This window comes from Streptomyces poriferorum, assembly GCF_019399235.1.
Classification (GTDB): domain Bacteria; phylum Actinomycetota; class Actinomycetes; order Streptomycetales; family Streptomycetaceae; genus Streptomyces; species Streptomyces poriferorum.
Window position 1 is genome coordinate 17,347 of sequence record NZ_JAELVH010000018.1, and the last position, 24,526, is coordinate 41,872.

At 71.4% G+C, this 24,526-nt stretch carries 23 protein-coding genes and 2 pseudogenes; 6 read left to right on the forward strand and 19 right to left on the reverse strand.

Going from position 1 to position 24,526, the window contains the following annotated elements; genetic code table 11:
* Positions 1-12: 12 nt before the first annotated feature.
* Positions 13-999 carry an alpha/beta fold hydrolase gene (locus tag JGS39_RS05570; protein ID WP_219567599.1) on the reverse strand — a complete coding sequence of 329 codons (987 nt, stop codon included), beginning with the start codon at positions 997-999 and terminating at the stop codon, positions 13-15.
* A 145-nt stretch (positions 1,000-1,144) separates the two neighbouring features.
* On the opposite strand from JGS39_RS05570, the gene JGS39_RS05575 reads away from it, so the two are divergent.
* Positions 1,145-1,750, forward strand: coding sequence for a helix-turn-helix domain-containing protein (locus tag JGS39_RS05575; protein WP_219567600.1), 606 nt, complete (start codon positions 1,145-1,147; stop codon positions 1,748-1,750).
* Between the two features lie 147 nt (positions 1,751-1,897).
* Here the strand turns inward: JGS39_RS05575 and JGS39_RS05580 are convergent, their stop codons facing one another.
* Positions 1,898-2,419, reverse strand: a complete 522-nt coding sequence (locus JGS39_RS05580; RefSeq protein ID WP_219567601.1) for a hypothetical protein — start codon at positions 2,417-2,419, stop codon at positions 1,898-1,900.
* Between the two features lie 237 nt (positions 2,420-2,656).
* On the opposite strand from JGS39_RS05580, the gene JGS39_RS05585 reads away from it, so the two are divergent.
* Positions 2,657-3,271 (forward strand): YceI family protein, encoded by a 615-nt coding sequence (locus tag JGS39_RS05585; RefSeq protein ID WP_219567602.1) that lies wholly within the window; start codon positions 2,657-2,659, stop codon positions 3,269-3,271.
* Positions 3,272-3,510: 239 nt separating this feature from the next.
* On the opposite strand, the gene JGS39_RS05590 is transcribed toward JGS39_RS05585, so the two are convergent.
* The 6 genes from JGS39_RS05590 to JGS39_RS05620 all read right to left on the reverse strand — a co-directional run bounded on the left by JGS39_RS05590 (position 3,511) and on the right by JGS39_RS05620 (position 8,702).
* Positions 3,511-4,032, reverse strand: coding sequence for an NUDIX domain-containing protein (locus JGS39_RS05590; RefSeq protein WP_219567603.1), 522 nt, complete (start codon positions 4,030-4,032; stop codon positions 3,511-3,513).
* Positions 4,033-4,145: 113 nt separating this feature from the next.
* The gene (locus JGS39_RS05595) at positions 4,146-4,703 is read right to left on the reverse strand and encodes a DinB family protein (protein WP_219567604.1); all 558 of its coding nucleotides are present in this window, start codon (positions 4,701-4,703) and stop codon (positions 4,146-4,148) included.
* A gap of 147 nt (positions 4,704-4,850) precedes the next feature.
* The gene (locus tag JGS39_RS05600; RefSeq protein WP_219567605.1) at positions 4,851-5,717 is read right to left on the reverse strand and encodes an MBL fold metallo-hydrolase; all 867 of its coding nucleotides are present in this window, start codon (positions 5,715-5,717) and stop codon (positions 4,851-4,853) included.
* 96 nt (positions 5,718-5,813) lie between these two features.
* Positions 5,814-6,452, reverse strand: coding sequence for an SAM-dependent methyltransferase (locus JGS39_RS05605; protein ID WP_219567606.1), 639 nt, complete (start codon positions 6,450-6,452; stop codon positions 5,814-5,816).
* On the reverse strand, positions 6,449-7,495 hold the full coding sequence (locus tag JGS39_RS05610) for an NAD(P)/FAD-dependent oxidoreductase (protein WP_219567607.1): 1,047 nt from the start codon (positions 7,493-7,495) through the stop codon (positions 6,449-6,451). Before JGS39_RS05610 ends, JGS39_RS05605 begins: the two co-directional genes overlap by 4 nt.
* A 325-nt stretch (positions 7,496-7,820) precedes the next feature.
* The gene (locus tag JGS39_RS05620; protein WP_219567609.1) at positions 7,821-8,702 is read right to left on the reverse strand and encodes an NAD(P)-dependent oxidoreductase; all 882 of its coding nucleotides are present in this window, start codon (positions 8,700-8,702) and stop codon (positions 7,821-7,823) included.
* Between the two features lie 96 nt (positions 8,703-8,798).
* Here JGS39_RS05620 and JGS39_RS05625 point away from each other — a divergent pair, with 96 nt between their 5' ends.
* On the forward strand, positions 8,799-9,137 hold the full coding sequence (locus JGS39_RS05625) for a winged helix-turn-helix transcriptional regulator (RefSeq protein WP_219567610.1): 339 nt from the start codon (positions 8,799-8,801) through the stop codon (positions 9,135-9,137).
* 80 nt (positions 9,138-9,217) lie between these two features.
* Positions 9,218-9,708 (forward strand): annotated as a pseudogene (locus JGS39_RS05630) (GNAT family N-acetyltransferase).
* 31 nt (positions 9,709-9,739) lie between these two features.
* Here JGS39_RS05630 and JGS39_RS05635 read toward each other — a convergent pair.
* Positions 9,740-9,886: a hypothetical protein gene (locus tag JGS39_RS05635; RefSeq protein WP_308120197.1), complete on the reverse strand. Its 147-nt coding sequence runs from the start codon at positions 9,884-9,886 to the stop codon at positions 9,740-9,742.
* Positions 9,887-10,062: 176 nt separating this feature from the next.
* Between JGS39_RS05635 and JGS39_RS05640 the strand changes: the two genes are divergently transcribed.
* A complete protein-coding gene (locus tag JGS39_RS05640) occupies positions 10,063-10,359 on the forward strand; it encodes a Rossmann-fold NAD(P)-binding domain-containing protein (protein WP_219567611.1) in 297 nt (98 codons plus the stop codon).
* 20 nt (positions 10,360-10,379) lie between these two features.
* On the opposite strand, the gene JGS39_RS05645 is transcribed toward JGS39_RS05640, so the two are convergent.
* The 6 genes from JGS39_RS05645 to JGS39_RS40625 all read right to left on the reverse strand — a co-directional run bounded on the left by JGS39_RS05645 (position 10,380) and on the right by JGS39_RS40625 (position 16,861).
* On the reverse strand, positions 10,380-11,048 hold the full coding sequence (locus JGS39_RS05645; RefSeq protein WP_219567612.1) for a class I SAM-dependent methyltransferase: 669 nt from the start codon (positions 11,046-11,048) through the stop codon (positions 10,380-10,382).
* 35 nt (positions 11,049-11,083) lie between these two features.
* Positions 11,084-12,343, reverse strand: a complete 1,260-nt coding sequence (locus JGS39_RS05650) for an RICIN domain-containing protein (protein ID WP_236063412.1) — start codon at positions 12,341-12,343, stop codon at positions 11,084-11,086.
* A 262-nt stretch (positions 12,344-12,605) separates the two neighbouring features.
* Positions 12,606-13,742, reverse strand: a complete 1,137-nt coding sequence (locus JGS39_RS05655) for a glycoside hydrolase family 3 N-terminal domain-containing protein (RefSeq protein ID WP_219567614.1) — start codon at positions 13,740-13,742, stop codon at positions 12,606-12,608.
* Between the two features lie 150 nt (positions 13,743-13,892).
* Complete coding sequence (locus tag JGS39_RS05660) at positions 13,893-14,771, reverse strand: GH25 family lysozyme (RefSeq protein ID WP_219567615.1); 879 nt, start codon at positions 14,769-14,771, stop codon at positions 13,893-13,895.
* A gap of 321 nt (positions 14,772-15,092) precedes the next feature.
* Entirely contained in the window at positions 15,093-16,118 is a 1,026-nt protein-coding gene (locus JGS39_RS05665; RefSeq protein WP_219567616.1) for an ABC transporter permease, read from the reverse strand.
* Entirely contained in the window at positions 16,115-16,861 is a 747-nt protein-coding gene (locus JGS39_RS40625; protein WP_219567617.1) for an AAA family ATPase, read from the reverse strand. The genes JGS39_RS05665 and JGS39_RS40625 overlap by 4 nt, the downstream gene beginning before the upstream one ends.
* Here JGS39_RS40625 and JGS39_RS05675 point away from each other — a divergent pair.
* A pseudogene (locus JGS39_RS05675) lies at positions 16,742-17,341 on the forward strand (adenosine deaminase); the annotation flags it as partial. The gene JGS39_RS40625 and the pseudogene JGS39_RS05675 overlap by 120 nt on opposite strands.
* A gap of 49 nt (positions 17,342-17,390) precedes the next feature.
* On the opposite strand, the gene JGS39_RS05680 reads toward JGS39_RS05675, so the two are convergent.
* From JGS39_RS05680 to JGS39_RS05695, 4 genes are all read right to left on the reverse strand, one after another.
* The gene (locus JGS39_RS05680; RefSeq protein WP_219567618.1) at positions 17,391-17,987 is read right to left on the reverse strand and encodes a dihydrofolate reductase family protein; all 597 of its coding nucleotides are present in this window, start codon (positions 17,985-17,987) and stop codon (positions 17,391-17,393) included.
* Between the two features lie 95 nt (positions 17,988-18,082).
* A complete protein-coding gene (locus JGS39_RS05685; RefSeq protein WP_219567619.1) occupies positions 18,083-19,474 on the reverse strand; it encodes a hypothetical protein in 1,392 nt (463 codons plus the stop codon).
* Positions 19,475-19,543: 69 nt separating this feature from the next.
* On the reverse strand, positions 19,544-22,624 hold the full coding sequence (locus JGS39_RS05690) for a glycoside hydrolase family 3 protein (RefSeq protein ID WP_219567620.1): 3,081 nt from the start codon (positions 22,622-22,624) through the stop codon (positions 19,544-19,546).
* A gap of 124 nt (positions 22,625-22,748) precedes the next feature.
* Positions 22,749-24,526 (reverse strand): discoidin domain-containing protein (locus JGS39_RS05695; RefSeq protein WP_219567621.1); only part of this gene is annotated, 1,778 nt, incomplete at its 5' end.

Consider the following 24,526-nt stretch of genomic DNA (forward strand, 5'->3'; position numbering starts at 1 on the left):
CGGCCCGGCCCGTCACGAGAGCTCACCGAGCCAGGCGGTCAGCAGGCGGTTGACCTCGTCGGGGCGCTCCTGCTGGATCCAGTGGCCGCAGCCGTCCAGCAGGTGGGAGGCGGTCAGGGCGGGGAGCGTCGTGGGAAAGGCGTCGATGGCATCGGCCATCCACGTCGTGGAGGCGTCCGCCGCGCCGCCGATGAAGAGGGACGGCTGCCCGATCGGGGCCCCGTCGTACCGAGCGAGGTCCGCCCAGTCGCGGTCCATGTTGCGGTAGCGGTTGAGTGCGCCGGTCATCCCCGTGCGCTCGAACTCCCCGGCGTAGACGTCGAGATCGTCCTCGCTCAGCCAGGCGGGCAGCACGCCGGCAGGGAAGCGGTCGCGGAGACGGCCGCCGACGCGGGCCACGAAGTGCGGATCGGGCTCGTCCGCCGCCGGCATGGTGTCGGCGGACAGGGCCGCGTAGAAGCCCGCGAGCCAGCCCCGCACGTCGGGTTCCATCTCCGCCTCCGCGCGTCCGGGCTCCTGGAAGTAGGAGACGTAGAACTCCTGCTCGGGCCCGCCGATGTGGTGGAAGACCTCGGTGGGGCGGGGGCCGCCGGGCGGCGCGTAGGGGACGCTCAGCAGGGCGACGGCGCGGAAGACCTCCGGGTGGAGCAAGGCCGAGGCGGCCGCGATGTTGGAGCCCCAGTCGTGGCCGACGACCACCGCGCTCTCCTCCCCGAGGGCGCGCACGACGGCGACGTTGTCCTCCGCCAGGTCGAGCAGCCGGTAGGCGTCGGCCGCGGCAGGCCTGGAGGAGCGGCCGTAGCCGCGCACGTCGAGCGCCACCGCCCGGTACCCGGCCGCGGCAAGGACCGGGAGCTGGTGCCGCCAGGAGTACCAGGACTCGGGGAATCCGTGGACGAGCAGGACCAGCGGGCCCGACCCCTGCTCGACCAGGTGCAGGCGCCCGGCCGGGGCCTCGACGGTGCGGTGGCGAAGGCCTGCGGACAGCTCGGGCTGCATGGGGATCTCCTCGGTTCACGGGCGGACGCGGCTACCCCGTCGATCATGCGGCGCGGCGGCCACCGGACGCGAGAAGCCTTGCCGTGCTGGCAAACTTGCAGCGGAGAGCGGTGGAGCGGGGCGACCGGAGGAAGCGGGGGCGGGAATGACGGACGACGGGACGGCCGCCGCGATGGCGGCCATGGGACCCCGGCTGCGGGCCGCGCGCGAACACCGCGGCGCCACGCTCAGCGGCGTCGGCCGCGCGACCGGCATCTCCCTCAGCACGCTGTCGCGCATCGAGACCGGCCGGCGCAGGCCCACCCTGGAGGTGCTTCTGCGGCTGGCGAAGGAGTACGACGTCCCGCTGGACGAACTGGCCGGCACCGCACCGGAGTCCGGGCCCCGCATCTCCACGTCGCAGCGCTTCGGCGACGACAAGGCGGTGCTGCCGCTGACCCCGTACGTCGGGGGCCTGCACGCACACAAGCACGTCCTGCCGCCCGTCGGGGAGCCGTCCGGGCGGCCGCGCCAGATCTCCCACGACGGCTACGAATGGCTGTGCGTCCTGTACGGGCGGCTCTGGCTCGCACTCGGCGAGCAGGACCTGATCCTGACCGCCGGGGACGTGGCCGAGTTCGACACCCGCACCGCCCACGGGGTCGCGAACGCCGGACCCGGCGGGCCGGTCGAGTACCTGGTGATGTTCGGGCCGCAGGGCGAGCGCCTGAGACAGCGCACCCCGTCGGGCCACGGCCCCGGGGCCCGGTAGCCCTCACCGCGACAGCCGGGGCCCGCCGGAGGTCCGGGCCTCCGGACTTCCGGACTTCCGGACTTCCGGACTTCCAGCGGCAGGCTCGGGGGCGTCACGATGCTCCGACGCCCCCGAGCCTGCGCGCCACGAACCGTGCGGCGCGGGTCAGCAGCCGCCGCAGTTGTAGTACGTGACGTCCCAGTGGTTGCCCTCGTCCGCGTAGACGTTGCCGGAGCCGGACTGGTACTGGGGTGCTCCGTCACCGCGCACACCGATGTAACTGAACACGCCGTGCACGTAGTTGGTGAGACAGGTGGTCTTGCCGAAGTCGAGCTTGTAGCCGTTCCAGTGCGAGTACGTGCCACTGGCGTGCCCGGTCTCGGTGCCGCCGGTGATGTTGAGCGCGCAGCCCGTAGCGCTCTTGAGGGTCTGGGCGCCCTGGGCGGTCGGCAGATTGAGCTGGTCGAACGACGTGCAGGTGGAGACGTTGCGGTTGGAGCAGCCGCCGGAGGACGACCAGGTGATGCCGGACGAGCTGAATCTGGCGGTCGCCTGGCTGTGGGTGAGCTTGGTGACGGCGTAGGCGTCCGTCGTACCGGCGACGACACCGATGCCGGGGGCGAAGAGGACGCCCAGCACGAGGGCGAGGGCGGTCAGGACGGGGCGCAGCGTCATACGGGACACCATGGGGGGACTCCTCCTGTGCATGACAATGGGGCAGGGAGGATACTGCCCGAGTTCTACGCGCGTCCGCCAGAGGGCCCGCGGTGACGGTCACGTGAATTCACGCCCGCGCCGCGCCTCCTTCCGTAACAGTCGGGACCGCAGATGTTGAACTTTGAACAAGATAGGTCTACAGTGAATCTCGTTGAAGGTTAAACAACTACTTCGAGCCCCGCTCGATCACGTCCCCGAGGAGGAGCCATGGCTCTGTTCAACCGCAAGAACAACGACGCCCCCGCCACCACCGTCGCCGTCGACCCGGCCCTGGCCGCCCTCACCGGCGACTACGCGATCGACCCGGCCCACAGCAGCATCGGCTTCACCGTCCGTCACGCCATGGTCACCAACGTGCGCGGCTCCTTCGGTGAGCACGAGGGCAGCCTGAAGCTGGACGGCAGCGACCCGGCCAACTCCGCCGCCTCCATCGACGTCAAGATCGCCAGCGTGGACACCGGCATCTCCGACCGTGACGGCCACCTGGTCAGCGGCGACTTCTTCGACGCCGAGAAGTTCCCCCTCATGACGTTCCGCTCGACGGCTGCCGAGCAGCTGGGCGGCGACAAGTACCGCGTCACCGGCGACCTCACCATCAAGGACGTCACCCGCCCGCTCGCCATCGACCTGGAGTTCAACGGCTCCGCGACGGACGTCTACGGCAACGAGCGCGTCGGCTTCGAGGGCAGCGCGGACATCCTGCGCTCCGACTGGGGCCTGACGTGGAACGCCGCGCTGGAGACCGGCGGCGTGATGGTCAGCGACAAGGTCAAGCTGAACTTCGACATCTCCGCGATCAAGGCCGCCGCTCCGCAGGCCTGATCCACCGGGGACACCCCGCACCGAGCGCGCCCGCCTTCCGCCCCTCACGGGGAGGACGGCGGGCGCTCGGCGTGTGCGGCGCGGGTTCGCCGCGCACTCACGGACGTGTACGCCACCCGGAGCCGGGAGTGGTGTGGGCGCTGCCCCGCTCCCCCGACGCTGCCCCAGCCGCATCCGCCGCGCCCGTTTCGCTCCCGACTTCCCGCAGGCTTCGCCGCCGGGGCGGTGGAAGGTCAGGATCAGAGCAGGTCGCCGAGGTACACCGGCGTACTCGCGGCCTGTCCGGTGCCCAGCGCGGTGAGCGGAATCTCCAGCCCGGCCGGAAGCAGGACCAACTCGCCGAGGGCGGCCAGGGGATGCCAGACAACGGCCGCCTGCGTGCGGTCCGGCGCCGTCGCCGGCAGTGCGGCGTCGGAGTCCAGCCGGGCTCTGAAGTACAACTGAAGCTGCTGCAACCGGGTGCGGTGATACGAATTGCCGGGGTGCCGCTCCGGAAGGTACTCGCGGACCCAGAGCAGCTCGCCGACACGGACCCGCAGTCCGGTCTCCTCCCGCACCTCACGGACGACCGCCTCGGCGGTCGTCTCACCGGGCTCTACACGTCCGCCGGGCAGCACGTGGAATTCCCGGCCGTCGTCGCGGTGCCGGATCAGGAGGATCCGACGCGCCTGATCCACCACGACCGCGCGGGCGCTGACCCGTGGTGCGGCGGCCCGTGCGGGCGGCTCGGCACCGGATGGCGATGACACGTGGTCGCTCATCCGCGCAGCCTATGGGGCAGAGCTGCCGCGAGGGCGCTCGTCTAGAGCGGCTCCGAGCGGAGCTTCGTGAGTCTTCCCCGCCGTTCCAACGCTCGACGGGCTGCGATGTGCCGTCAGCCCATGCTCTTCGCGCCGTCGATCGACTCCCGGATGATGTCGGCGTGACCGGCGTGCTGAGCGGTCTCGGTCATGATGTGCATCAGCACCCGGCGCGCCGACCACCGCGCGTCGCCCTCGAACCACGGGGCCTTGGGCAACGGCTGGGTGGCGCCCAGATCGGGCAGGGTGGCGATCAGCTCGTCGGTCTGCCTGGCCGCCTCCGCGTAGTCCTCCAGCACACCGGCCAGCGTCTCGCCGGGCAGCATCCGCATGTCGTCGGCCCGCTTCGCCCAGTCGGCCTCGGTCATCGCGGTGAAGTCCGGCATGGCCGACGGGCCTTCGATGATGAACCGCGACCAGCCCCGCTCGGCCCCGCTGACGTGCTTGATGAGACCGCCCAGACACAGCTCGCTCACCGTGGTGCGCAGCCCGGCCTGCTCGTCGGTGAGGTCGCGGGTGGTGAAACGGAGGAAGTGCCGGTGCTTGGCCAGCATCTCCAGCAGATCGGTGCGCTCGTCGCTGAGGGCCGGGGCATCGGTCGCATCGCTGGTGGTCGTCCCGCTGACGGTCATCGTCTCTGCCTTCTGTCGTGTCTCTGTTCCGCCGGTCGAGAGACACGCTAGGAGCCGTATAGGTCAGTTCCCGACCTGAACGTGCTGCGCCACGGCAATGCTCGCGGCGCACGCACGTGCGGACCTGACCGGGCCGGCCGGCCGCGATCACACGGGGATGAACGGCTCCGTCAGATGCGGCGTCGCCACGTGCAGCGTGGTGGCGGTTCCGCGGCGGAGCATGCGCTCCCTCGACTGCCTCGCCGCCTCCGGGTCGATCTCATGCGCGTAGGCGAGCTCGGGGTGGATCAGCTGGAGCGCGTGCACCAGGAGGTCGCCGGTGACCAGCACCCGCTCGCGCCCGTCGGCGACCAGCACACTCTGGTGCCCGGGCGTGTGACCGGGCGTGGCGACCGCGCGCCCGGCGCGCATCTGCGTGTCCCCGTCGAGGAGCCGGAGCCGGCCTGCCGCCGCGAGCGGGTCAGTGAGGGTCTGCCGCAGCTGCGGGTTGAGCACGTCGATGGCTTCGAACTCGGCCCGCTGGAGCAGGTATTCGGCGTTCGGGAAATAGGGGCGGCGGCCGGCGGCGCTGCCCGGCGAAGGGACGCCGTCCGCCGTGCAGCTTGCCGAGGGGACGGCCGCCTCGGTGACGACCGCCCACCCGACGTGGTCGGTGTGCAGATGCGTGAGCACCACGGTGTCGACGTCGGCCGGGTCGATGCCCGCGGCGGCGAGCGACTCGGGCAGCACACCGGGCACCGGCGCCCACGATGCGGCCGGGCTGTCCGCCGGACCGATCCCGGCGTCCACGACGGTGACGCCGTTGTCGCCGCGGATCGCGTAGGCGCGGAACCGGAGCCGCCAGCGGCCCTCGGCGTCGACCGCGCCCGGGTCGTAGCGGTCGGCCTCGGCCCACTGAGCGGCCGAGGCCTCCGGAAAGGCCTCGGCGCGCGGGGAGAAGAACGGGCCCTCGCCGTCATGGAGAGCGATGATCTCGGTCGCGCCGATCCGGAGGCAGGGAACGCTGAGAGGCATGGCCGCGATCCTGTCATGCGTGCAGCAACACCCAACTGCCGCCCAGGAGAGCAGCAGTTCGGCGCGGTCATGCCCCTCGGCGGACCGTATCCACCGTCAGAGCCGGCGGACCTTCAGTGCGTTGTCCGTACGGGTGGTCGGGTTGCCGTCCGGGTCGTTCTGCACCCGCTCGTGCTCCGCGCTGAGCAGCACCTCCCAGTCCGCTTCCGGGAGCTGGAGGGAGGCGAGCACCTCGTCCGTGGTGGGGAGCTCCATGTCCGCGTGGTCGTGCTCCCAGGAGGGGAAGCCGGCGTGGCCGACGATCAGGAGCACACCGCCGGGGGCCACCGCCGCGGCGGCCCGGCGCAGGATCTGCTCGCGCGGCAGGTTGCCCATGGAGTGCAGGAACTGGGCGGACACCAGGTCGTACTCCCCGTCGGGGAAGGAGACCCCGAGGTCGTGGAACTGCCAGTCGATCCGGTCGGCGACCTCCGCGTCGGCCCCGTGTTCGGCGGCCCGGTCCAGGGCGACGCGCGAGATGTCGGTGGCAGTGACGCGCCAGCCCTGACGGGCGAGCCAGACCGCGTCCGCCCCTTCGCCGCACCCGAGGTCCAGGGCGCGCCCCGGCTTCAGGTCCTCCACTTCCCGGACGAGGGCGGTGTTGGGATTCCCGCTCCAGATCCGGCGGCTCTCGCGGTAGCGCTCGTCCCAGAGCTCCGCGTCGGAGGCGGCGGCGTCGGTGCTGTCGTGGGTCATCGTGTCTCCTGCAGTCCGTGGCGGCGGCTTCCGAGGGTCTTCTCGCAGACCTGACGCTCGGCCTCGGCCGAGAAGGGGGCGCGTCGGGCCTCGACCGCGCGTCGGGTGTCGTCGGCGACGAGGTCGGCGTTGATGGCGGCGCCGGCCTTCAGCCCCGCGGCGGCGGCGCCGATGACCTGGTCCATCAGGCTGGCGACGTTACCGGCCACCCACACACCGGGCACCTCCGTCGCCCCGGTCGGGTCGGCCGCGATGTACGTGCCGAGGGTGTGCCCGCCCATCTCCATGGGAGTGGCCCGCAGCCCGAGCCCGTCGAGCACCCCGGAGCGTGCCGTGAACCGCGGCTGGACCACGACGGCCTCGCGCGGAACGACCCGGCCACCGGCCAGCCGTACGCCGGTGAGACGATCCTCGCCCACCTCGATGCCGGTCACCTCGCCGTCCACCACGGCGATGTTCCGCGCGGCGAGCTGCTCGTACTCCTCGTCGCTCGGCTCGGGCCCGTTGTGCAGGAAGAGGGTGACGTCGGCGCTCCACTGCCTCCACAACAGCGCCTGGTGCACGGCCATCGGCGTCAGCGCCACGATGCCGATCGCCGCGTCCCGGACCTCCCAGCCGTGGCAGTACGGGCAGTGCAGCACGTCCTGCCCCCAGCGCTCGGCCAGGCCCGGGATGGGCGGGAGCTCGTCGACGAGCCCGGTGGTGACGAGGAGGCGTCGCGCCGTGACAGCGGTGCCGTCCTTCCGCAGGACTCGGAACCCGGCCGCGCCCGGCAGCTGCTCGGCCGCCGTGACGTCACCCTCGACGACCTCGGCCCCGTATTCGGCCACCTCCTTGCGGCCGATGGCCACCAGCTCCGAGGGCGGGGTGCCCTCCCGGCCCAGGTAGTTGTGCACGTGGGACGCGGGTGCGTTGCGCGGGCTGCCCGCGTCGATCACCAGCACGGACCGCCGGGCCCGCGCCAGGGACAACGCCCCGCTCAGGCCGGCGGCCCCGCCGCCGATCACCACCACGTCGTACGTCTGCGTCGTCATATCGCTCATGCGAAACACCTCCATCTACGGAAGATGGTGCGGGCCCGGCGCGGATTCGGCAAAGATCCTTGCCGAAGCGGCAAACTCGCACCGGGCGACCTTCTCGGGGCCTCGCTCCCCCGCCCCGGGGCCTGCGTGGAGGTCTCCGCCCACCCCGCTGCCGTGCACATCCGCGACGCCGAGGTCACCGACGGCCCCGTCCTCACGGACCTCCGGCACGCCTGATCCGCCTTCCTCGGTGCAGCGGCCCAGGGCGTGTTGCGAAAGTGATGGTCACAGCCCCTCGTTGAGAACTGTGACCAGCACGGTCGCTTCTGGGACGGCAAGTGGCCGGTCAGCGCACCAGCAGGTCGATCACACCCGTCAGGTCCTCCTCGCCGCTGCCCTCGGCCAGGCGGCGCCGCATCAGCTCGAAGTAGGGGCTGAGCAGTTCCGGGCTGACCCCCTGCTGCTCGGCGGTGCTCAGGAAGGTCGGTGTGCCGGCCACCTGCATGGCAAGGTTGGAGACGACACTCTTGGTGTAGTCACCGCTCCGCAGCTGATCGGCGGTCCGGTGAACTGCCGGGGCCATCGCGACGAGCCAGTCGGCAAGCAGCGGGGCGAGCGCCGCGGGGTCGATGCCCTCCTTGCGAATCAGGGCGAAGGCGTGCGCGGACCCGGCGAACATCCCGTACATGGCGCTGAGCAGGGCCACGTCGTGCAGGGCCGCGAATCCCGCGTCCTCTCCGACGTAGGTCGTGCCGACCGGGACGCCCAGGGTCCGCTGGTGCCGCTCGAACAGCTCCGGCGAGCCACTGTAGAAGACGTAGCCGCCGGCTTCCGGGACTCCGATCATGGGAGGGACGGCCATGATCCCGCCGTCCAGGTAGCGGGCGCCTCGCTCGCGGGCCCACTCGGCGCGGGCGCGGGCCTGGGCAGGCGTGCTGGTGGTCAGATTGACCAGGTCCTTGTTGGCCAGGTCGGTACCGGCCAGCACCTTGTCGACCGAGGTGTCGTCCAACAGGCAGACGACGACCAGGGTGTTCGCCGCGACCGCCTCACTGGCGGTGTCCGCGACCGTTGCTCCCCCGGCGGCGAGCGCCGTGGCGCGGGCCGGGGTGCGGTTCCAGACGGTGAGCGGGTGGCCGGCGGCAAGCCAGGTACGGGCCATCGCGGTGCCCATCGCGCCGAGGCCCAGCAGCGTGACGGGAGTCTTCTCAACAGTGTTCTGTGCCATGCCGATTAGGCTGGTCGCGAGTCCGGGGGTGATCAAGTACGCACTTGGTAGTGGGTGGTTACCCCGAGGTGAGCAAGCACGTCGGAAGGGTGGGGCATGACAACGCTGAACCGGCCGGGCACACCAGCCGGACACGTCTGCGGGATCGACACCGCGATGGAGGTGATCGGCGGCAAGTGGAAGGTGCTGATCCTCTGGGCGCTCCACGAGCACCCCTGCCGCCGCTTCGGCGAGCTGCGTCGGCTGATTCCGGGGATCACCGAGAAGGTGCTGGCCTCTCACATGCGTGAGCTGGAAGCGGACGGTGTCGTACATCGCGTCGCCTACGACGTGGTGCCGCCTCGCGTCGAGTACTCACTGACCGAGGACGGCAAGCGTCTCAACGACGCGCTCCAGCCGCTGGCCGCCTGGGGTCGCGAGCGGGCGGCCGGCTGAGGGCTGGAGGAGAAGCCAGGCCGGTGCCGTGACCGGCATCGCTCACCGGGTCACCGAACTGTGATCAGTAGTCTCCTCGGATGATTGACTACGGCTTCTTCGACCGGCCCGGACGGCGCGTCACCTTGCGGGAGGTGGGCGCCGAGAACTGGCGCGAGGTCGCCGACGTCGCACCTCTCGACGATCAGCGAGTCACGTCCCTGCCATGGCAGCACGCTACCTCTTGCTCTCCATGCGTGAGGAGACCTGGAATTCGCTGGCGGTCCACGCCGACGACGCGGTCGTCGGACACGTCATGTGGGGTCTGGACGACGAGGAACGCTCGCACTGGATCGGGGGAATGCTGATCGACGGCGCCGAGCAGGGCAAGGGCCTCGGCCGTGCTGTTCTGCTGACCATGACGGGCTGGTTGGCGGCGCAAGAGGACTGCTGGACTGTCCGGCTGGCCTATCACCCGGACAACGCCGTTGCCGGACGGCTCTACACCTCGCTGGGTTTCGTGCCGACGGGAGCAGTTGATGGCGACGAGGTCATCGCTGAGCTGGCACCGAACCAGGTCGGTCGGCACTGAGAAGTGACGGGGCAGATCACCGGCCCCGGTGTCAGGGACGGGCGGCGGCAGCGCCCGTGACGCGCAGGAGGTCGAGCTTTCCCTCGTCGCTGCTGCCGGACGCCGCCGTGTAGGTGACCATGCGCAGGTCCGCGCCCGGAACGATCAGGACGACACCCACTTCGGGGACTTCACGCACAACATGGGCATGGTGCCCGGCCCGGCGTGGCGGTCCCCGAACATCCTCGCCCGTCCGGGCGCCTTCCCCCGGCCGGACACCGCGTCCGGCGGGCGTACCGCGTATTCCACGAGCAAGCTGGCCGCGATCTATCTGGTGCACGCGTACGCGCGGCGGCTGCCGGCCGGGTCGACGCCGTGGCGTACAACCCGGGGTTCGTGCCCGGCACCGGCCTCGCCCGTAACGCAGGCCCCGTCGCCCGGTTCGCGATGCGCCGCATCCTGCCGGCCATGGCCCTCACGCCGTTCGCGACCGGCCGCAACGCCGCCGGGCGCCACCTCGCCGACGTCGTCCTCGGCACGACCGAGGCGCCGACCGGGTCCTATGTCGACCGCACCCGTGCGGCCCGGTCGTCGAACGAGTCCTACGACCCGCGGCGTGAGGACGAGCTCTGGGAATCCGCCGAACGGTTCACCGCGGCGTACGCCGCCTGAGCCGGGGCCGCCGGGTCGGCTCAGGCCTCGCCGCGCGCCGCCGAGAGGTAGATGCGGCGTGTCGGGATCTCGCCCTCGTACGCCTCGCGGACCGTGCAGTCGTCGATGCGGAAGCCGGACTCCCCGGCCGCCGCGCGGAGCTCGTACTCCGTGAACTCCGCCCAGTACACGCGCGTTCCGCTGCCGAGCGGATCGTCGACCACCCCGTCGCCGGTCCCCTCCTTCGCCACGATCAGGAGCTGCCCGCCGGGGCGGAGCGCCCCGGCCCACGAGTCGAGGGTCCCGGCCAACTGCCCCTTCCGCTGGTCGTGGAGCGAGTAGTACGAGACCAGCCCGTCCAGCGGCTCCGCGATCTCCCGCTGGTCCATGACCGCGAACCGGCGGCCGGGCCTCTCCCGCCGCGCGAGACCGACGCAGCGCGGGGAGAGGTCGATGCCGAGCACGTCGAGTCCCCGGGCGGCCAGGAACTCCGTGACATGGCCGCAGGGACCGCACCCGGCGTCGTACACCCTGCCGCCCGGCACCACGCGTCCGGCGAAGGCGTCCAGCGTCTCCAGGTCGAAGGGCTTTCCCTCCAACTCGTCCCGGAACAGCCGGAGATAGCGATCGGCGCGGGCGTCCCAGGTACGGACGACATCAGCGGCCGAACCGGGGACGGGCACGGGCGCGGGGAACTGCGTGTCTGGCATGACCCCAACCTAGGACGTGTCCGGGGCAGGGGGTGTCAGACCGCGGTCAGGGCGTACGTACCCGTACCGTCCGGCCTGCCGCTGGAGTACTGATGGATCAACTCCCCGTCCGCGTAGCGGTCGTGACCCATCATGTAGCCGGTGTACTTGTTCTGCACACCGATCTTCGAGCTGCCGGGAACGTCGCGGTAGATGTAGAACCGCTGGAGGTCGTCCTGCCCGCAGGTGGCCGTCGTCAGGGCGGCGCCCTCCTGGTTGGCGGTGCCTGCCGGCACGGTCGCGCATCCGCCGTTGCCCCAGTTCCACAGGGACGCCTCGATGACCCCGTCGGTCTCCGTGACGTCGCACAGCCGCCAGTTGTCCAGGTGGGCGCTGAGGAAGTTGGATTCGCGCAGGCGGATGCCGTCACCGGGAAGGAGCGGCGCACTCCAGTTCAGCGGCTTGCCGGGGACGTCGATCCGGTAGACGGGGGACTGGCAGTCCAGGGCGGCCCGTGTGGCGGGGGCCGGGCTCCCGGTGGCCTTCACGCTCTGCCCGGCCTCGGTGGCGCGGGCGCCTTCCTGCCTGGCCTCGGCGGCCTTCGCGGAGGCAACCGGGCCGGCCGGGTGCTGCGCGGTGGCGGTGGCGGTGGCGGAGCCGCAGTCGAGGAGGTCCTGGGCCTTGCGCATGATGCTGTTGGCGGGAACGGTGTCCTCGCAGCGCACCGCGCCTTCTTCGAGGGTGGTGAAGGTGGTGTAGCTCCCGGCGCCGGCCCCTTCGATCCACTTCAGGGCCCAGCTGCCGTCGCTCTGCTGGACGCGGTTGCAGTTGAGGCTGCCGTACGTACCGGTGACCTTCTTGGTGCCCTTGTAGAGGCCGTAATAGCCCGGACTGCCGAAGTTCCAGGTGACCTCGGTCGACGCGGTACTGGTGGAGGTGTAGGTCAGCTGCACTTCGAGGCCCGCGGTGGCGCCCGCCTTGGAGAGGACCTCGCCGGGGAAGCTTCCCTCGACGTTGGCACTGCCGGTGGCGCCGACCTTCACCTCGATGGTCGCCTGGACGGTGGTGGTGACCTTCTGCGTACCGGTCGAGCCCTCGGTGACGTACCAGCCCTTGAAGTGGGTGATCGTCGGGGTCACTTCGGTGGTCTTGACGTACGGCTGCCGGGTGCCGAGGTCGGCCGCAGTGCAGGCGCCACCGGGCTCGGCCTGCACGGTGACGGCAGGCGCGGTGACGGCGGGCGCGGCAGGTGCGGCGGCGGCCGGTGAGACGGCAAGGCCCAGTGCGGCCACAGCGGCCGAGGCGGCACAGGCCATGAGCGTTCTTCCTAAGTGACCGACGGATCGTGTGGGGCGCATCGATACCCTTTCTCCTGGTTGTACGTGTCCAGTCAAAGGGTGAATGTAGCGGCCACCGAGGTGACGGCGTGAGTCCACTATGGGCCAAAAAATGATCATGGAGGGGCTCATTCCGCCCCCTGGGCGCACCGGCGCCGCGCTGCTGCGGCGTGCTCACCGGCGCCGGGGGCGTACGGACCTCTCCGTACGCCCCCGCCGCGACGCCGGCCCCGCCCGCCCGTTACAGCCCGGTCCGCAGCGCGCGGACGCGCGCTGCGGCGGCGTCGAAGGCCGTGCCGTCGAGCCCGCCGGATGCCAGGGCGTCACTCAGGGCCGTCACCGCAGCGTCCCCCTGGGAGACGCTGCGGGACGAGCAGAGCACCAGGTCCATGCCCGCCGCGGCTGCCGCCACCGCGCGCTGCGACGTACTGCCGAAGGACTGAAGGGCGCCGGCCTCCAGGGCGTCGGTGATGGTGACTCCGGTGTAGCCGAGCCGGTTGCGCAGCTCGCCGACGACAGCTGGGGACAGGCCGGCCGGGCGGCCGGCGTCCAGGGCGTTGTAGATGGCCCAGGACAGCATCACGAGTTTGACGCCGGCCGCGATGGCGTCCCGGTACGGCGCCTCGTCCACGCTGCGCAGGGTGGACGCGGACGTGGTCAGGGTGACGGGGCGGAGGTCCGTGTTCTGGGTCGCTGACGCGGGGCCGAGGCCGGGGAAGTGCTTGGCCGTGGCGGCGACGCCTTCGCCCTGCTGGGCGGTGATGAAGGCCGTGCCGCAACTGGCGACCGCCGCAGCCGACTTGCTGTACGACCGCTCGTACTGGTCGGTGAAGTCGCCGTTCTGACGGTAGACGTCGAGGACCGGGGCGAGGTTGACGTTCATGCCTACGCCCGCGAGGTTCATCCCCGCGCCGCTGCCGGTGAAGTCGGCCCACTGCCCCGGGTCGGCGGAGGCGCCGACGTCCTTGGCGGACATGACGGGCTCCCCCGGCAGCCGGCGGACCACGCCGCCCTCCTGGTCGGTCATGAGGAGCAGCGGGGCCTGCACCGGGGACGAGGCGTGCGCCGCGTTCATCGACTGGACGACGCTCTCGATCTGGCTCAGGTTCTCGATGTTCTCCCCGAAGAAGATCACACCGGCCGTGCGCCCTTCCCTGATGGCGTTCATCAGGGAAGCGGGGGGCGTGAGCCCGGGATAGGAGTGGATGACGCACTGCGCGGCGCGCTGCTGCGGGGTCAGGGCGGCAGCTCGCGGGGGTGAGGCCTCGGGCATGCGTACGGCCGCTGCCGTACCGGCCATCGGCGCCAGCCCGCCGGCCAGGGCCGCGGCTCCGGCGATGAGGGCGCCGCGCCTGCTGAGGGGTGGTGTCGAGCCCATGACGTGCTCCTTCGTTGACGGTCGTGAAGCCGGGCCGGGCCCCGGAGTGAGCGCGCGGGCCGGAGCGGCCGGGGTACGGCCGCTCCGGCCCGCGCACCCCTCACGCGGGGGTCACGCCCGGGAGAGAGCAACGATGTCCGGCGTCCGCCGTCACGGGGTGTTGTTGGCGAGTGCCAGCAGGCGGGAGCGGTCACCGCTGAAGCGGTCCCGGTCGACGTTGCCCGAGACGCCGTTCACCGCGCCGGTGGAGGTGTACTGCCAGACCGTGTAGTACGGGAAGCCCGCCGGAATGCTGGGGGTGCCGGTGGTCCAGTTCGCGACCCACAGCGGACTGAGGGCGGACATGCCGCTCCAGCCGCCGGTGCAGGTGTTCCACCAGCTCGGGCTGGTGTAGATCACGACGTCACGGCCCGTGCGGGCCTTGTACTTGTTGTAGAAGTCGAGGACCCACTGCCGCATGGAGGCCTGGGAGTAGCCGTAGCAGGTGCCTTCGATGTCGAGCACGCCGGGAAGCGTGAGGTTGTCGCGGGACCATGCGCCGCCGTTGCTCGCGAAGAAGTCGGCCTGGGCCGCGCCGCCGGAGACGTCCGGGCGTGCGTAGTGGTACGCGCCCCGGATCACACCGGCGTTGTAGGCGTTGAGGTAGTTGGCGCTGAACGTCGGGTCCTTGTACGTCAGACCCTCGGTCGCCTTCATCCAGGAGAACTCGATGCCGGCGCCGCGGACCGAACTCCAGTTGATGCCGCCCTGCCAGCTGGAGACGTCGATGCCCTCGGGGTTCGCCTTGAGACCGGCGTCCGCCCGGGCCCCGAGGTGCAGTTGGCGGCTGTCGGGCTTGAAGTCCCTGCTGTCCTGGACGTAGCCGACGCCCATGTAGCCCTGGCCGTAGGGCACGGGGTTGACCGGCGCGGGCGTCGCCGACGCGGCGGGGGACATCAGGCCGAGCAGCAGCGCGGCGCTCGTACCGACGACACCGGCCGCGGCGAGTCTCTTCTGGGTGCGCTTGAGGGAAAAGGTCCGGGGGAACATGGCGGCCTCCTGCTTGTGGGGGGAGTTGCGTCCGTCGACGTTCTACGCGCGTCGAGTTGTCGCGAACACGACATAGTCAGCCACAGGAGCGGGCACCCGGTAAATAGTTTTCCTCCTTCGTTAGTGGTCTAGACCTCCCTCCGCCCCGCTGAGCTGTACGAACGGCCGGGCGCCGGGCGGAAGTTTCTCGGACTGACGGGTCCGCCGGTCGGCGGTCCCCTTCGAGGAGGCCCGCGCGCGTCGCGTCACCGACCTCTCGTGACGCCCGCGGGCCGACCGGGCCGGGCCCCCGACAGCCCGGCCCGGTCCTCCGCCGGACGGTCAGTCCAGCCGCCGGCGCAGCCACCAGGCGCTGAACCCGGCGAGGATGCCCGCGAGCGCGACGAAGATCCCCGTCTCGATCCACTGGAAGGTCCAGTAGCGGTCCCCGGGCTGGTACTCCACCGCCACATGGAAGTCCGACTTCGCGAGGCAGCGCATCGGGTCGGTCTCCCGTGCGGCACAGCCCGCGCTGCCGCGCATCTCCTCGCCGGCGGAGTTCAGTACGGGTCCCAGGTCGGACAGGACCCAGGCCCCGGGCCTCGACAGGCCCACCTTCACCTGGGCGTTCTCCCCGTCGCCCGACAGCATGATGTCGGTGGCGCTCCACGCGGCGCCCTCCGCCGGCCGTCCTTCCCGCGCCGCCATGCCGAGGCCGGCCAGTGTCACCTCCGCCCGCACCGGCTCCATGAGCAGCGGCCGGATCGCGTACGGCATGAGGATCTGGACCGCGGCGAAGAGGCCGAGGGTGACCGCCATCGCGGGAACCGTCCGGCGGATCAGCAGGCCGGCGCAGACTCCGACGGTGAAGGCGAAGGCGGCGTAGCCCAGTGGCGCGACGCCCCGGCCGTCGAACAGCAGCGGGTCGAAGCGGTTGCTGGTGATCTCGTCGAGCGGGCGGGCCCACCAGGTCACCATGAGGCTGAGCAGACCGGTGACGGCGACGGACGACAGGCCCACGGCCGTGAGCTTCACGGCGAGCCAGTGGCTGCGGCTGATGCTCTGGTTCCAGATCAGCCGGTGCGTGCCCGTCTCCAGCTCGCGGGCGATGAGCGGCGCGCCCCAGAAGACCCCTATGACACCCGGCACGGCGACGAGCAGTCCCGTGACGAGGGCGGCCAGCGTCTCGTACTCGTGGACGAACGCGTTCTTGGCCGCTTCGCAGGTGGTGGAGCAGCCGGCCACGTCGCCGTCGTACGAGGTCCGCATCTGCGTCCCCGTGATCACGAGGGCGATTGCGACAGCGGCCAGCGCCGCCAGGGCCACGAGGGTCTGGACGCGGTACTGGCGCCAGGTCAGCCAGATCATCGCTGTGCCTCCGGGGTCTTCGTGGCGGTGGCGGTTCTGCCTTCGGCCATGTAGGTGAGGACCAGGTCCTCCAGATCGAGGGGTTCCAGCACCCAGGCGGGGTCGTGGAGGGCGGTGCCGGCGCGCACCAGGAAGGTGCTCTGACGCTCGGTGTGTGTGGCCTGGAGCACCCGCATCCCCTTCGGGAGGCTCTCCGCGTCACGGCGGGCCGTGGTCAGCCGGAAGTGGGTGGAGACCAGGTCGTCGACGTCTCCGGCGAGCTGGACCCTGGAGGCGACCAGGGAGATCAGGTGGTCGCAGACCCGCTCCAGGTCGGAGACCAGGTGCGAGGAGAGGATGACGGTGGTGCCGTGCTCGGCGACGTGTTCCATGAGCCCCTGGAGGAACTCGCGTCGGGCCAGCGGGTCCAGGGCGGCGACGGGTTCGTCCAGGATCAGCAGTTCCGGGCGCTTGGCGACGGCGAGCGTCAGCGCGACCTGGGCCCGCTGACCGCCTGAGAGCCTGCCGACCCGCTGGGCGGGGTCGAGGCCGAGGTCCCGGATCCGTCCCTCCGCCAGCCCCTTGTCCCAGGTGGGGTTGAGGCGGGCGCCCAGGTGCAGATGGTCGGCGATGGACAGCCCGGTGTGCACGCAGGTGAGCTGGCCCCCGGCCTGGTCAAGCCGGAGGACCTGACCTTCCACATCCGTGAGGCCGTCCTCGTCGCCGGCGCCGAGCGCATCGGGCACGGCGTCGACCTGGTCCACGAGGACGACTGGCGCAAGCTCGCCCGGACCATGGCACGGCGCCAGGTCGCGGTCGAGGTGCCGTTCTCCAGCAACAAGCAGATCCTCGGCATCGCGGGCGACGACCACCCGTTCAACGCCTACCGCCGCTACGGCGTCCCCGTGGTCCTGTCCACGGACGACCCGGGCGTCTCACGGATCAACATCAGCCACGAGTACCAGTACGCCGCGAAGACGTACGACCTCGGCTACACCGAGCTGAAGGACCTGGCCCGCGCCTCGCTGGAGTACGCCTTCCGCGACGGCCGCAGCCTGTGGGCCGCCGGCTCCGCGCCCTCCGGCTACCGCACGGTCTCCGCCTGCGCGGGCAGCCGGCCCGGCGACGCCCACCCGGGCGCACGCTGTGCCCGCTATCTCGCCGACAACCCGAAGGCCGCGACCCAGTGGCGCCAGGAGACGGCCTTCGCCGCCTTCGAGCGCGCGCACGCCGGTCGCCGCTGACCGGGGGCCTGCGCCATGAGGGGTGCGGGGCCGCGGCCCCGCACCCCGTTCAGCCCTTCGCCACCGTCCGGTACGTGCACACCTGCACGCCCGCGTCACTGGTGGCGTGCGAGACCAGCTCCAGGGTGCGCAGCCCGCCGTCCGCCGGGAAGATCGACTTCCCGCCGCCGAGCAGTACCGGCATGATCACGAGCCGGAGTTCGTCGACGAGCCCCTCACCGAGCAGGCCGCGTACGAGCGTGGGGCTGCCCATGACCAGCAGGTTGCCGCCGTCCTTCGCGCGCAGCTCCTGAATCCGCCCGGCGAACTGCTTGCCGGGGATGCGCTCGGTGTTGTTCCACGTCAGCTCGTCGTCGCCCAGGGTGTCGGTCACGACGTACTTCTCGATCGCGTTCATCCGGTCGGCGAACGGGTCGCCGGCCCGCTCGGGCCATGCCGCGGCCATCGTCTGCCAGGTGCGGCGGCCGAAGAGCAGCGCCTCGGCCGAGCTCATCGCGTTGTCGAAGGCGCCGCCCACCACCTCCGGGTCGAAGAACGGGTGCGACCAGCCGCCGTGGGCGAAGCCGCCGTCCGTGTCCTCCTCGGCACCGCCCGGCGCCTGGACGACGCCGTCCAGGCTGATGAACTCGCTGATGACGATGCGCATGTGACTCGCTCCTCGAATACCGGTCAGGCGTACGGGAAGAGAGACTGCCACGCGGCCCGAAACTCATCGCCGTTGTCGTGGAGGCGCTGGACGTCCTAGAAGCCTCCGCCGCCGAAGTCGCCGCCCCCGCCGAAACCGCCGCCGTCACCGAAGCCGCCGCCTCCACCGTCTCCGAAGCCGGACGAGTCGAAGTCGGAGCCGGAGAAGTCGCCGCCGGAGTAGTCACCACCGCCGAAGTCGCCGCCGCCGTACTCGGCCGCGTACGCCGGGGTGGAGAGCATCGAGCCGAGCATCGTGCCCACCAGCAGGCCCGGGAGCAGGCCGCCGCCGAAGTAGCCGCCCGCCCAGGGGCCGTAGGCCGGTCCGGCCTCCCAGTAGGGGCGCCGGCTGCCGTCCCCCATGTCGACGGTGCGGCTCATCGGGTCCTCGCCGCTCCGCAGCCGTGCCTCGTCGGCGCCGCAGACGGGGACCTCGCGGGCCGTGCCGCCCGACGGGGTCCACCGGGCATCGGCGACCGAGGGGCCGTGGCGCGGGTCGAAGAAGCAGGGCGGGCGGCGGGCGGGGAGTGCTCCGCCGGTGCGGCGGGCGTCCAGGACGGCGAGCGAGTAACGGCCGTCCTCCAGGGCCTGGGTGACCCCGCGCACGTCGGAGGGGTGCCGAGCCTGTTCCATCCGGGACTTCGCGCTCTCGTAGGAGTCGAGGGCGCGTTCGTAGTCGGCGCGCATCGTGTCGTCGGCGCCCGGCTCCGCGGGGTGGAAGTCGAGCCGGTCCAGGGTCTCGCCGTAGGCCGTGATGTCCTCGTCCACGACGACCCGGAGCTTGTCCAGAGCGGCCTGCTCCTCGGCCTCCTTGCGCTTCCGGTTGCGGCGCACGATCGTGTAGGCGCCCGCGCCGCCGGCGACCACCACCGCGCCCAGGACGATCAGCCCGGCTCCTGCCGAACCGGTGTCGGACGAGGAGCCGCCCCAGGAGCTGGGGGCGCTGCCCCGGGCCTGCTCGACGGCCCGGTCGACGAACGCGTTCAGCTGGGTCGCGGCGGAGGTGTCCGCGCCGGGGGTCTTCACGGCCGCGGTGAGGTTCTGCACGGACTGCCGCGACATCACCTGCGGGTCGGCGCCCGCGTTGAATCCGTCACCGAGGCGGATCGCGTAGACGCCGGTGATTCCGGTGTCGGTGCGCAGGGTGCGGAGCACGCTGTCCTCGGGGAACGCGGAGCTCTGCGGCAGCACGGCCACGAAGACCGGCTTGTCCGCGTCCTTGATCTTCTTCGTCAGGGCGTCGGCCTGGCCCCGGGAGAGCTGGCCGGCCGCTGCCGGATCGACGTACACGGGGCTCTTGCGCAGGGCCTGGGCGACGTCGTCGACGGTGGAGGCGCTGGTCGCGGCGGGTGCGGAGGGGGCCAGGAGCAGGGTGGCCGCCGACAGCAGAAGGAGCAGTCCCGCGAGGAACGCCGGGACCAGGAATGAGGGGAACGACCTGTTCCGCATAATTCAACGTTAACCCGGACGGGTGAGAAACGCGGGCGGGCGGCTGACCTCGCCGCCCGCCCGCTTGTCTCAGGCGGCCCGGTACGCCGCCCTCAGCTTCGCCACCGCACCGGTCAGGTCACCGGTGAGCAGCAGGTGGTCGGCGTCGGCGAACGGCTTGGACACCGCTTCCGTCACCTTCCCGCCGGTCTTCTGCTGGACCAGCAGCCGGGCCTGGCCGACGATGGTCCGGCCCACGTCCGTCCGGCCGAGACCGGTCCGCTCCGCGACCTGGGCGGCCAGCGCGAGCGCGCCGAGGGTGAGCTCGCCGCCGGCCGGGGGCTTCTTCAGCGTGGTGAGGCCCCAGCCGTACGGGAACTGCGGGTCGTACGCCGCGTCGCCCACGTTGATGGGCAGCTGCGCCTCGGACTTCGGCCAGGTCACCGGAAGCTGTCCGGTGAAGGCCCGCTTGCCGAAGAGCACGTCGGCCACACCGTCGCCCTCGGTGCCCGGCAGCCAGGAGGCCACCAGGGCGTCGATGCCGTCGAGGCGGTCGCCGATGAGCTGCGGGCGGCCCGAGACGATCAGGACGGCGCACTTCATCGCGGCGCAGACCTTGTCGACCGCGGCCTTGTCGGCGGCGGACAGTTCCAGGTCGTGGCCGTTGCCGACGTCGCCGATGCCCTCCGCGTACGGGGTCTCCCCGACGACCACGACACCGACGTCGTAACCGTCCGTGGCGGCCGAGGCGTCCTTGGAGTACGTGACCGAGGCGGCGTCCTTCTTCATGGCCGACAGGATCGTGGTGCCCGGGGTGATGTTGCCGGACGAGCCCTGCCAGCTGACGGTCCAGCCACCGGCCTGGTTGCCGATGTCGTCGGCGTTGGAGCCGGCGACGTACACCTTCTGCGTGGACTTCAGCGGCAGCACACCGCCGTCGTTCTTCAGCAGCACCTGGGACTTGGCGGCGGCCTCGCGGGCCACGGCGCGGTGTTCTGCCGAGCCGACCTTGTCGAGGTTGGAGGTGTCGGCGTACGGCTTCTCGAACAGGCCCAGCCGGAACTTCTGCGTCAGGATGCGGGACACCGCGTCATCGATCCGGGCCTGGGTGATGCGGCCCGCGGTGACCTCGTCCTGGAGCGTCTTCGTGAAGTCCTTGTACGCCGTCGGCACCATGATCATGTCGAGGCCGGCGTTGACGGAGGTGCGCACGTCGCTCGCGTAGTCGCCGGGGATCTGGTCGATCGCCTGCCAGTCGCTAATGACGAAGCCCTCGAAGCCCATCCGGTCCTTCAGCACGCCGTTGATCATCTCGGCGTTGGCGTGCATCTTCACCGGGCCCTCGTCGTCCCCGAGGATGTCGAGCGAGGAGTACGACGGCATGACCGTGCCGACCCCGCGCTTGACGGCGTCGTCGAACGGGGCGAGGTGGACGGCTTCGAGCTCCTGCCGGGTGACCTTGGTGACGCCCTGGTCGATGGGGTACGAACCGGTGGTGGAGGAGCCGTACTCCGTACCGCCGTCGCCGACGTAGTGCTTGGCGGTGGCCAGCACCTTGTCGTTGCGGTCCAGGTCCTTGCCGGACGCGGCGCCCTGCATGCCCTGGATCACGGTCTCCAGGGACTCGACGAGCGCCGGGTCCTCGCCGTACGCCTCGTAGGCGCGGCCCCAGCGGTCGTCGCGCGAGACGCAGAGGCAGGGGGCGAAGTCCCACGGGATGCCGGTGGCGCGCACCTCGTTCGCGGTGACGGCGCCGGTCTTCTCGACGGTCCTCGGGTCGCGGGTCGCGCCGAGGCCGACGTTGTGCGGCATGATCGTCGAGCCGATCACGTTGTTGTGGCCGTGGACCGCGTCCACGCCGTAGATCAGCGGGATCTGGAAGCGGGTCGCCTGGGCGCGCAGCTGGTAGCCGTCGACCATCCTGGCCCAGGCCGCTGCCGTGTTGGGCGTGGGGACGGAGCCGCCGCCGGAGAGCAGCGAGCCGAGGTCGTACGTGGCGATGTCGCCCTGCGAGGACAGCGCGTTGCGCTCGGCCTGCGTCATCTGGCCGGCCTTCTCGGCGGGCGACATCCGGGCGAGCAGGTCGGCGACCCGCTGCTTCACCGGCAGCTTCGGGTTCTGGTAGGGCAGCCCGTGGGCGTCGATGACGACCTGCGGGTTCTCCTTCGGCGGCTTGGCGCCCGTGACGGTGAGTTCGAGCGGGACCGTCTTGGCGGAGGCGGCTCCGGTGATCTTCTTCGTGGTGACGGTGACCCGGTGCGTGGTGCCGGATGCGGTGCCCGCGGGGAAGGTGTACGTGCCGCTGACCGGCGTGTAGTCGGTGCCGGGGGCCCCGCTGCCGCCCTTGGTCTCGTAGGCGACGGTGACGGGCTCGTCCAGCGGGAGCGAACCGGTCGTGGCGACGGAGAGGTCGATGCCGGCGGTCCCGCCCTGCTTGACGGGGTGCACGGCCGCGTCGGTGACGACGCTCGCCTTCAGTGCGGCGTCCGCCTTGCCGTACAGCTCCATGCCGTCGATGGCGAACTTGCCGGGGCCGCCGGGCGGCAGGGTGAGGGCGTAGCCCCACATCTCGTCGAGGCCGAGGACCTGGTCGATGCCGCCGACGGGCTGGTAGTCGCCGCGGTAGGTGAAGTCGGCGAACGGGATCTCGACCTGGTGCCAGCCCTCCCAGTCGTCGGTGAAGGAGGTGGTCCAGAGCTCTGAGGCCTCGCCGTGGGCGCCGCCGTCCTTGATCTCGAAGCTGATCTTCTTGCCCGAACCGGGCGGCAGGGGTGCGGTGTTCTGGCCGTACCACCAGAAGCGGATGCCCTTGTGGGCCGACCAGTCGTGGGCGGGCTGGTCGGCGGCGTAGTCGTGGCTGAGCCCGCCGTAGCCGCTGATGTCGTAGGTGCCTTCGAGGACCTTGGCGCCCTCGGGGGCGTCCGCGCGTTCCTTCAGGGCGAGGGTGGGCGGATCGTCGGCGTCGCCGCCCCAGGTGAAGATGCCCTCGGCGGGCTGGGCCGCGAAGGGGACCTCGCCCTCGAAGCGGTCGATGGCGACCGGGGCGGGTTCGTCGGCCGCGACGGGCGCCGCCGCGCTGGGGACGGCGCCGGCGAGCAGGCCGGCGAGGACGGTGGCGGCGGCCAGTGCGGCGGTCGCGGGTCTCGCCCGGTGACGGGTGCGTGGTGGCATGTGCGGCTCCTCGGTGCGGTGGCCGCGCGCGGCACAGCGGTGCGGATGCTGTGCCGCGCGCGGGGTGCGGGTGTGACCTGGAGGTGCGGGGGGTGGTGGTCCGGTTGTTTCTTCTGCTCGACCGCTACTTCTTCTGCTCGACGCGCACCCAGTCGATCTCCGCCTTGATGCCGCCCTGGGCGATGCGGTCGACGCTGGACTGCGGAAGGCCCCAGTAGGGCGTGGTGACCTTGTTCCAGCCGGCGGGGTACGCCCCGCCGAGGGCCAGATTGAGGATCACGTACTGGTTGTGGTCGAAGACCCACTGGCCGCGAGTGGATTCGAGCTTCTGGCGGGAGGTCGTCTGGACGACCCGGTCGTCGACGGTGAACGTCATGCCTTCGGGCGTCCACTCGACGCCGTAGGTGTGCCACGCGTCGGCGCGGCCGCCGTTCGGGTAGGTCTGCTGCTTGCCGATGTTGCCGTCGGCCGAGTAGCCGGGGCCGTGCAGGGCGGAGCTGGTCCAGTCGCCGTAGCCGATGTTCTCCATGATGTCCGTCTCGCCCGAGCCGGGCCACGAGACCGACGGGTCGTCGACGTTGCTGCCGAGCATCCAGAAGGCGGGCCAGAAGCCGTCGCCGACCGGCAGCTTCATACGGGCGCTGACCTTGCCGTAGGTGAAGTCGAACTTGGTGTTGGTGTCGATGCGGCCGGAGGTGAAGTCGAAGGTTCCGCCCGGCGTGGGGGTGCACGCCTTGCAGTACTTCGACTCCAGGACGAGGGCGCCGTTCTCGGTGCGGATGTTGTCCGTCGAGTCGACGTAGGCCTGCGATTCGCCGTTGACGGGGCCCATCTCGGTGCCGGTGCGCACCACCCGCCACTTGGAGCGGTCCAGGCCCGAGGCGGTGAAGTCGTCGAAGAACGTGGTGCTGTACGCGCCGCCCGGGTCCTTGGGCAGGGCCGGGTAGGCGGCGTCCGCGCTGCCTCCGGTGCCCCAGACCTGCAACTCGTAGAGCGAGTAGCCGAACTGGGCGGTGGACGGTGCGGGGTTGTAGAAGGAGCGGCGCTCCACGCCGAGCATCCGGACGTAGCGGCCGGTCGCCGGGGTGGGCAGGGTGACGGTGTCATGGCGTCCGGCGGCCTCCCCCGGCGCCTTCACGTCGGCGCGGCGGGCGGCGACGTCGGCGGCTGAGGGCTGGTGGACGGTGCGCCAGGTGCGGTTGTCGTCGGAGACCTGGATGCGGTAGTCGACGGCGTAGGCCGCCTCCCAGTACAGGTCGACGGTGTCGATGGTGGAGGTGGCTCCGAGATCGACGCCGACCCAGCGGTCCGCGTTCCAGTCGCTGGACCAGCGCGACTGGTCCGCCTTGAGGTCGGCCGGCCAGCCGCCGTCGGTGACGAACGCCGGTGAATTGCCCGCGTGCTGGTAGAGGTTGCCGTACGCGGGGTGGTTCAGAGCCAGGTTGGTGCGGGTCGTCGAGGCCGGGGCCTGCTCCCCTCCGTACACCTTGAAGGAGTAGAGGGAGTAGCCCCAGGCGGTGGCGCGCTGGATGCCGCGCATCCGGACGTAGCGGCCGGTGACCTCCTGCGGGTAGGTGTGCGCGGTGACGCTGCCGCCGGTGCCGTCGTCCTCGGTGTAGAAGGCGGTCCAGTCGGTGCCGTTCTTCGACACCTCCAGGACGTACTTCTTGCCGTAGGCGGCCTCCCAGTCCAGGGTGACCTGGCTGATCCGGATGACCGAGCCGAGGTCGACCCGGATCCAGGCGTCGTCGGCGAAGTTGCCGGCCCAGCGGGTGGCGCCGTCGCCGTCCGCGGCGGCTCCTGGTCCGGTGGCGTCGTTCTCGCTGCCGGAGGCGGTGACGGAGCCGGGGTCGGCGGCGTGGGCGGCGGCCGCCCGGTCGGTGTCCCAGGCCGCGGCCTGCG

Bases quoted from the DNA above. Each gene is read 5' to 3' on its own strand.
- JGS39_RS05570 (WP_219567599.1), bottom strand. From the start codon at position 999: ATGCAGCCCGAGCTGTCCGCAGGCCTTCGCCACCGCACCGTCGAGGCC.
- JGS39_RS05575 (WP_219567600.1), top strand. From the start codon at position 1,145: ATGACGGACGACGGGACGGCCGCCGCGATGGCGGCCATGGGACCCCGG.
- JGS39_RS05580 (WP_219567601.1), bottom strand. From the start codon at position 2,419: ATGGTGTCCCGTATGACGCTGCGCCCCGTCCTGACCGCCCTCGCCCTC.
- JGS39_RS05585 (WP_219567602.1), top strand. From the start codon at position 2,657: ATGGCTCTGTTCAACCGCAAGAACAACGACGCCCCCGCCACCACCGTC.
- JGS39_RS05590 (WP_219567603.1), bottom strand. From the start codon at position 4,032: ATGAGCGACCACGTGTCATCGCCATCCGGTGCCGAGCCGCCCGCACGG.
- JGS39_RS05595 (WP_219567604.1), bottom strand. From the start codon at position 4,703: ATGACCGTCAGCGGGACGACCACCAGCGATGCGACCGATGCCCCGGCC.
- JGS39_RS05600 (WP_219567605.1), bottom strand. From the start codon at position 5,717: ATGCCTCTCAGCGTTCCCTGCCTCCGGATCGGCGCGACCGAGATCATC.
- JGS39_RS05605 (WP_219567606.1), bottom strand. From the start codon at position 6,452: ATGACCCACGACAGCACCGACGCCGCCGCCTCCGACGCGGAGCTCTGG.
- JGS39_RS05610 (WP_219567607.1), bottom strand. From the start codon at position 7,495: ATGAGCGATATGACGACGCAGACGTACGACGTGGTGGTGATCGGCGGC.
- JGS39_RS05620 (WP_219567609.1), bottom strand. From the start codon at position 8,702: ATGGCACAGAACACTGTTGAGAAGACTCCCGTCACGCTGCTGGGCCTC.
- JGS39_RS05625 (WP_219567610.1), top strand. From the start codon at position 8,799: ATGACAACGCTGAACCGGCCGGGCACACCAGCCGGACACGTCTGCGGG.
- JGS39_RS05645 (WP_219567612.1), bottom strand. From the start codon at position 11,048: ATGCCAGACACGCAGTTCCCCGCGCCCGTGCCCGTCCCCGGTTCGGCC.
- JGS39_RS05650 (WP_236063412.1), bottom strand. From the start codon at position 12,343: ATGGCCTGTGCCGCCTCGGCCGCTGTGGCCGCACTGGGCCTTGCCGTC.
- JGS39_RS05655 (WP_219567614.1), bottom strand. From the start codon at position 13,742: ATGGGCTCGACACCACCCCTCAGCAGGCGCGGCGCCCTCATCGCCGGA.
- JGS39_RS05660 (WP_219567615.1), bottom strand. From the start codon at position 14,771: ATGTTCCCCCGGACCTTTTCCCTCAAGCGCACCCAGAAGAGACTCGCC.
- JGS39_RS05665 (WP_219567616.1), bottom strand. From the start codon at position 16,118: ATGATCTGGCTGACCTGGCGCCAGTACCGCGTCCAGACCCTCGTGGCC.
- JGS39_RS05680 (WP_219567618.1), bottom strand. From the start codon at position 17,987: ATGCGCATCGTCATCAGCGAGTTCATCAGCCTGGACGGCGTCGTCCAG.
- JGS39_RS05685 (WP_219567619.1), bottom strand. From the start codon at position 19,474: ATGCGGAACAGGTCGTTCCCCTCATTCCTGGTCCCGGCGTTCCTCGCG.
- JGS39_RS05690 (WP_219567620.1), bottom strand. From the start codon at position 22,624: ATGCCACCACGCACCCGTCACCGGGCGAGACCCGCGACCGCCGCACTG.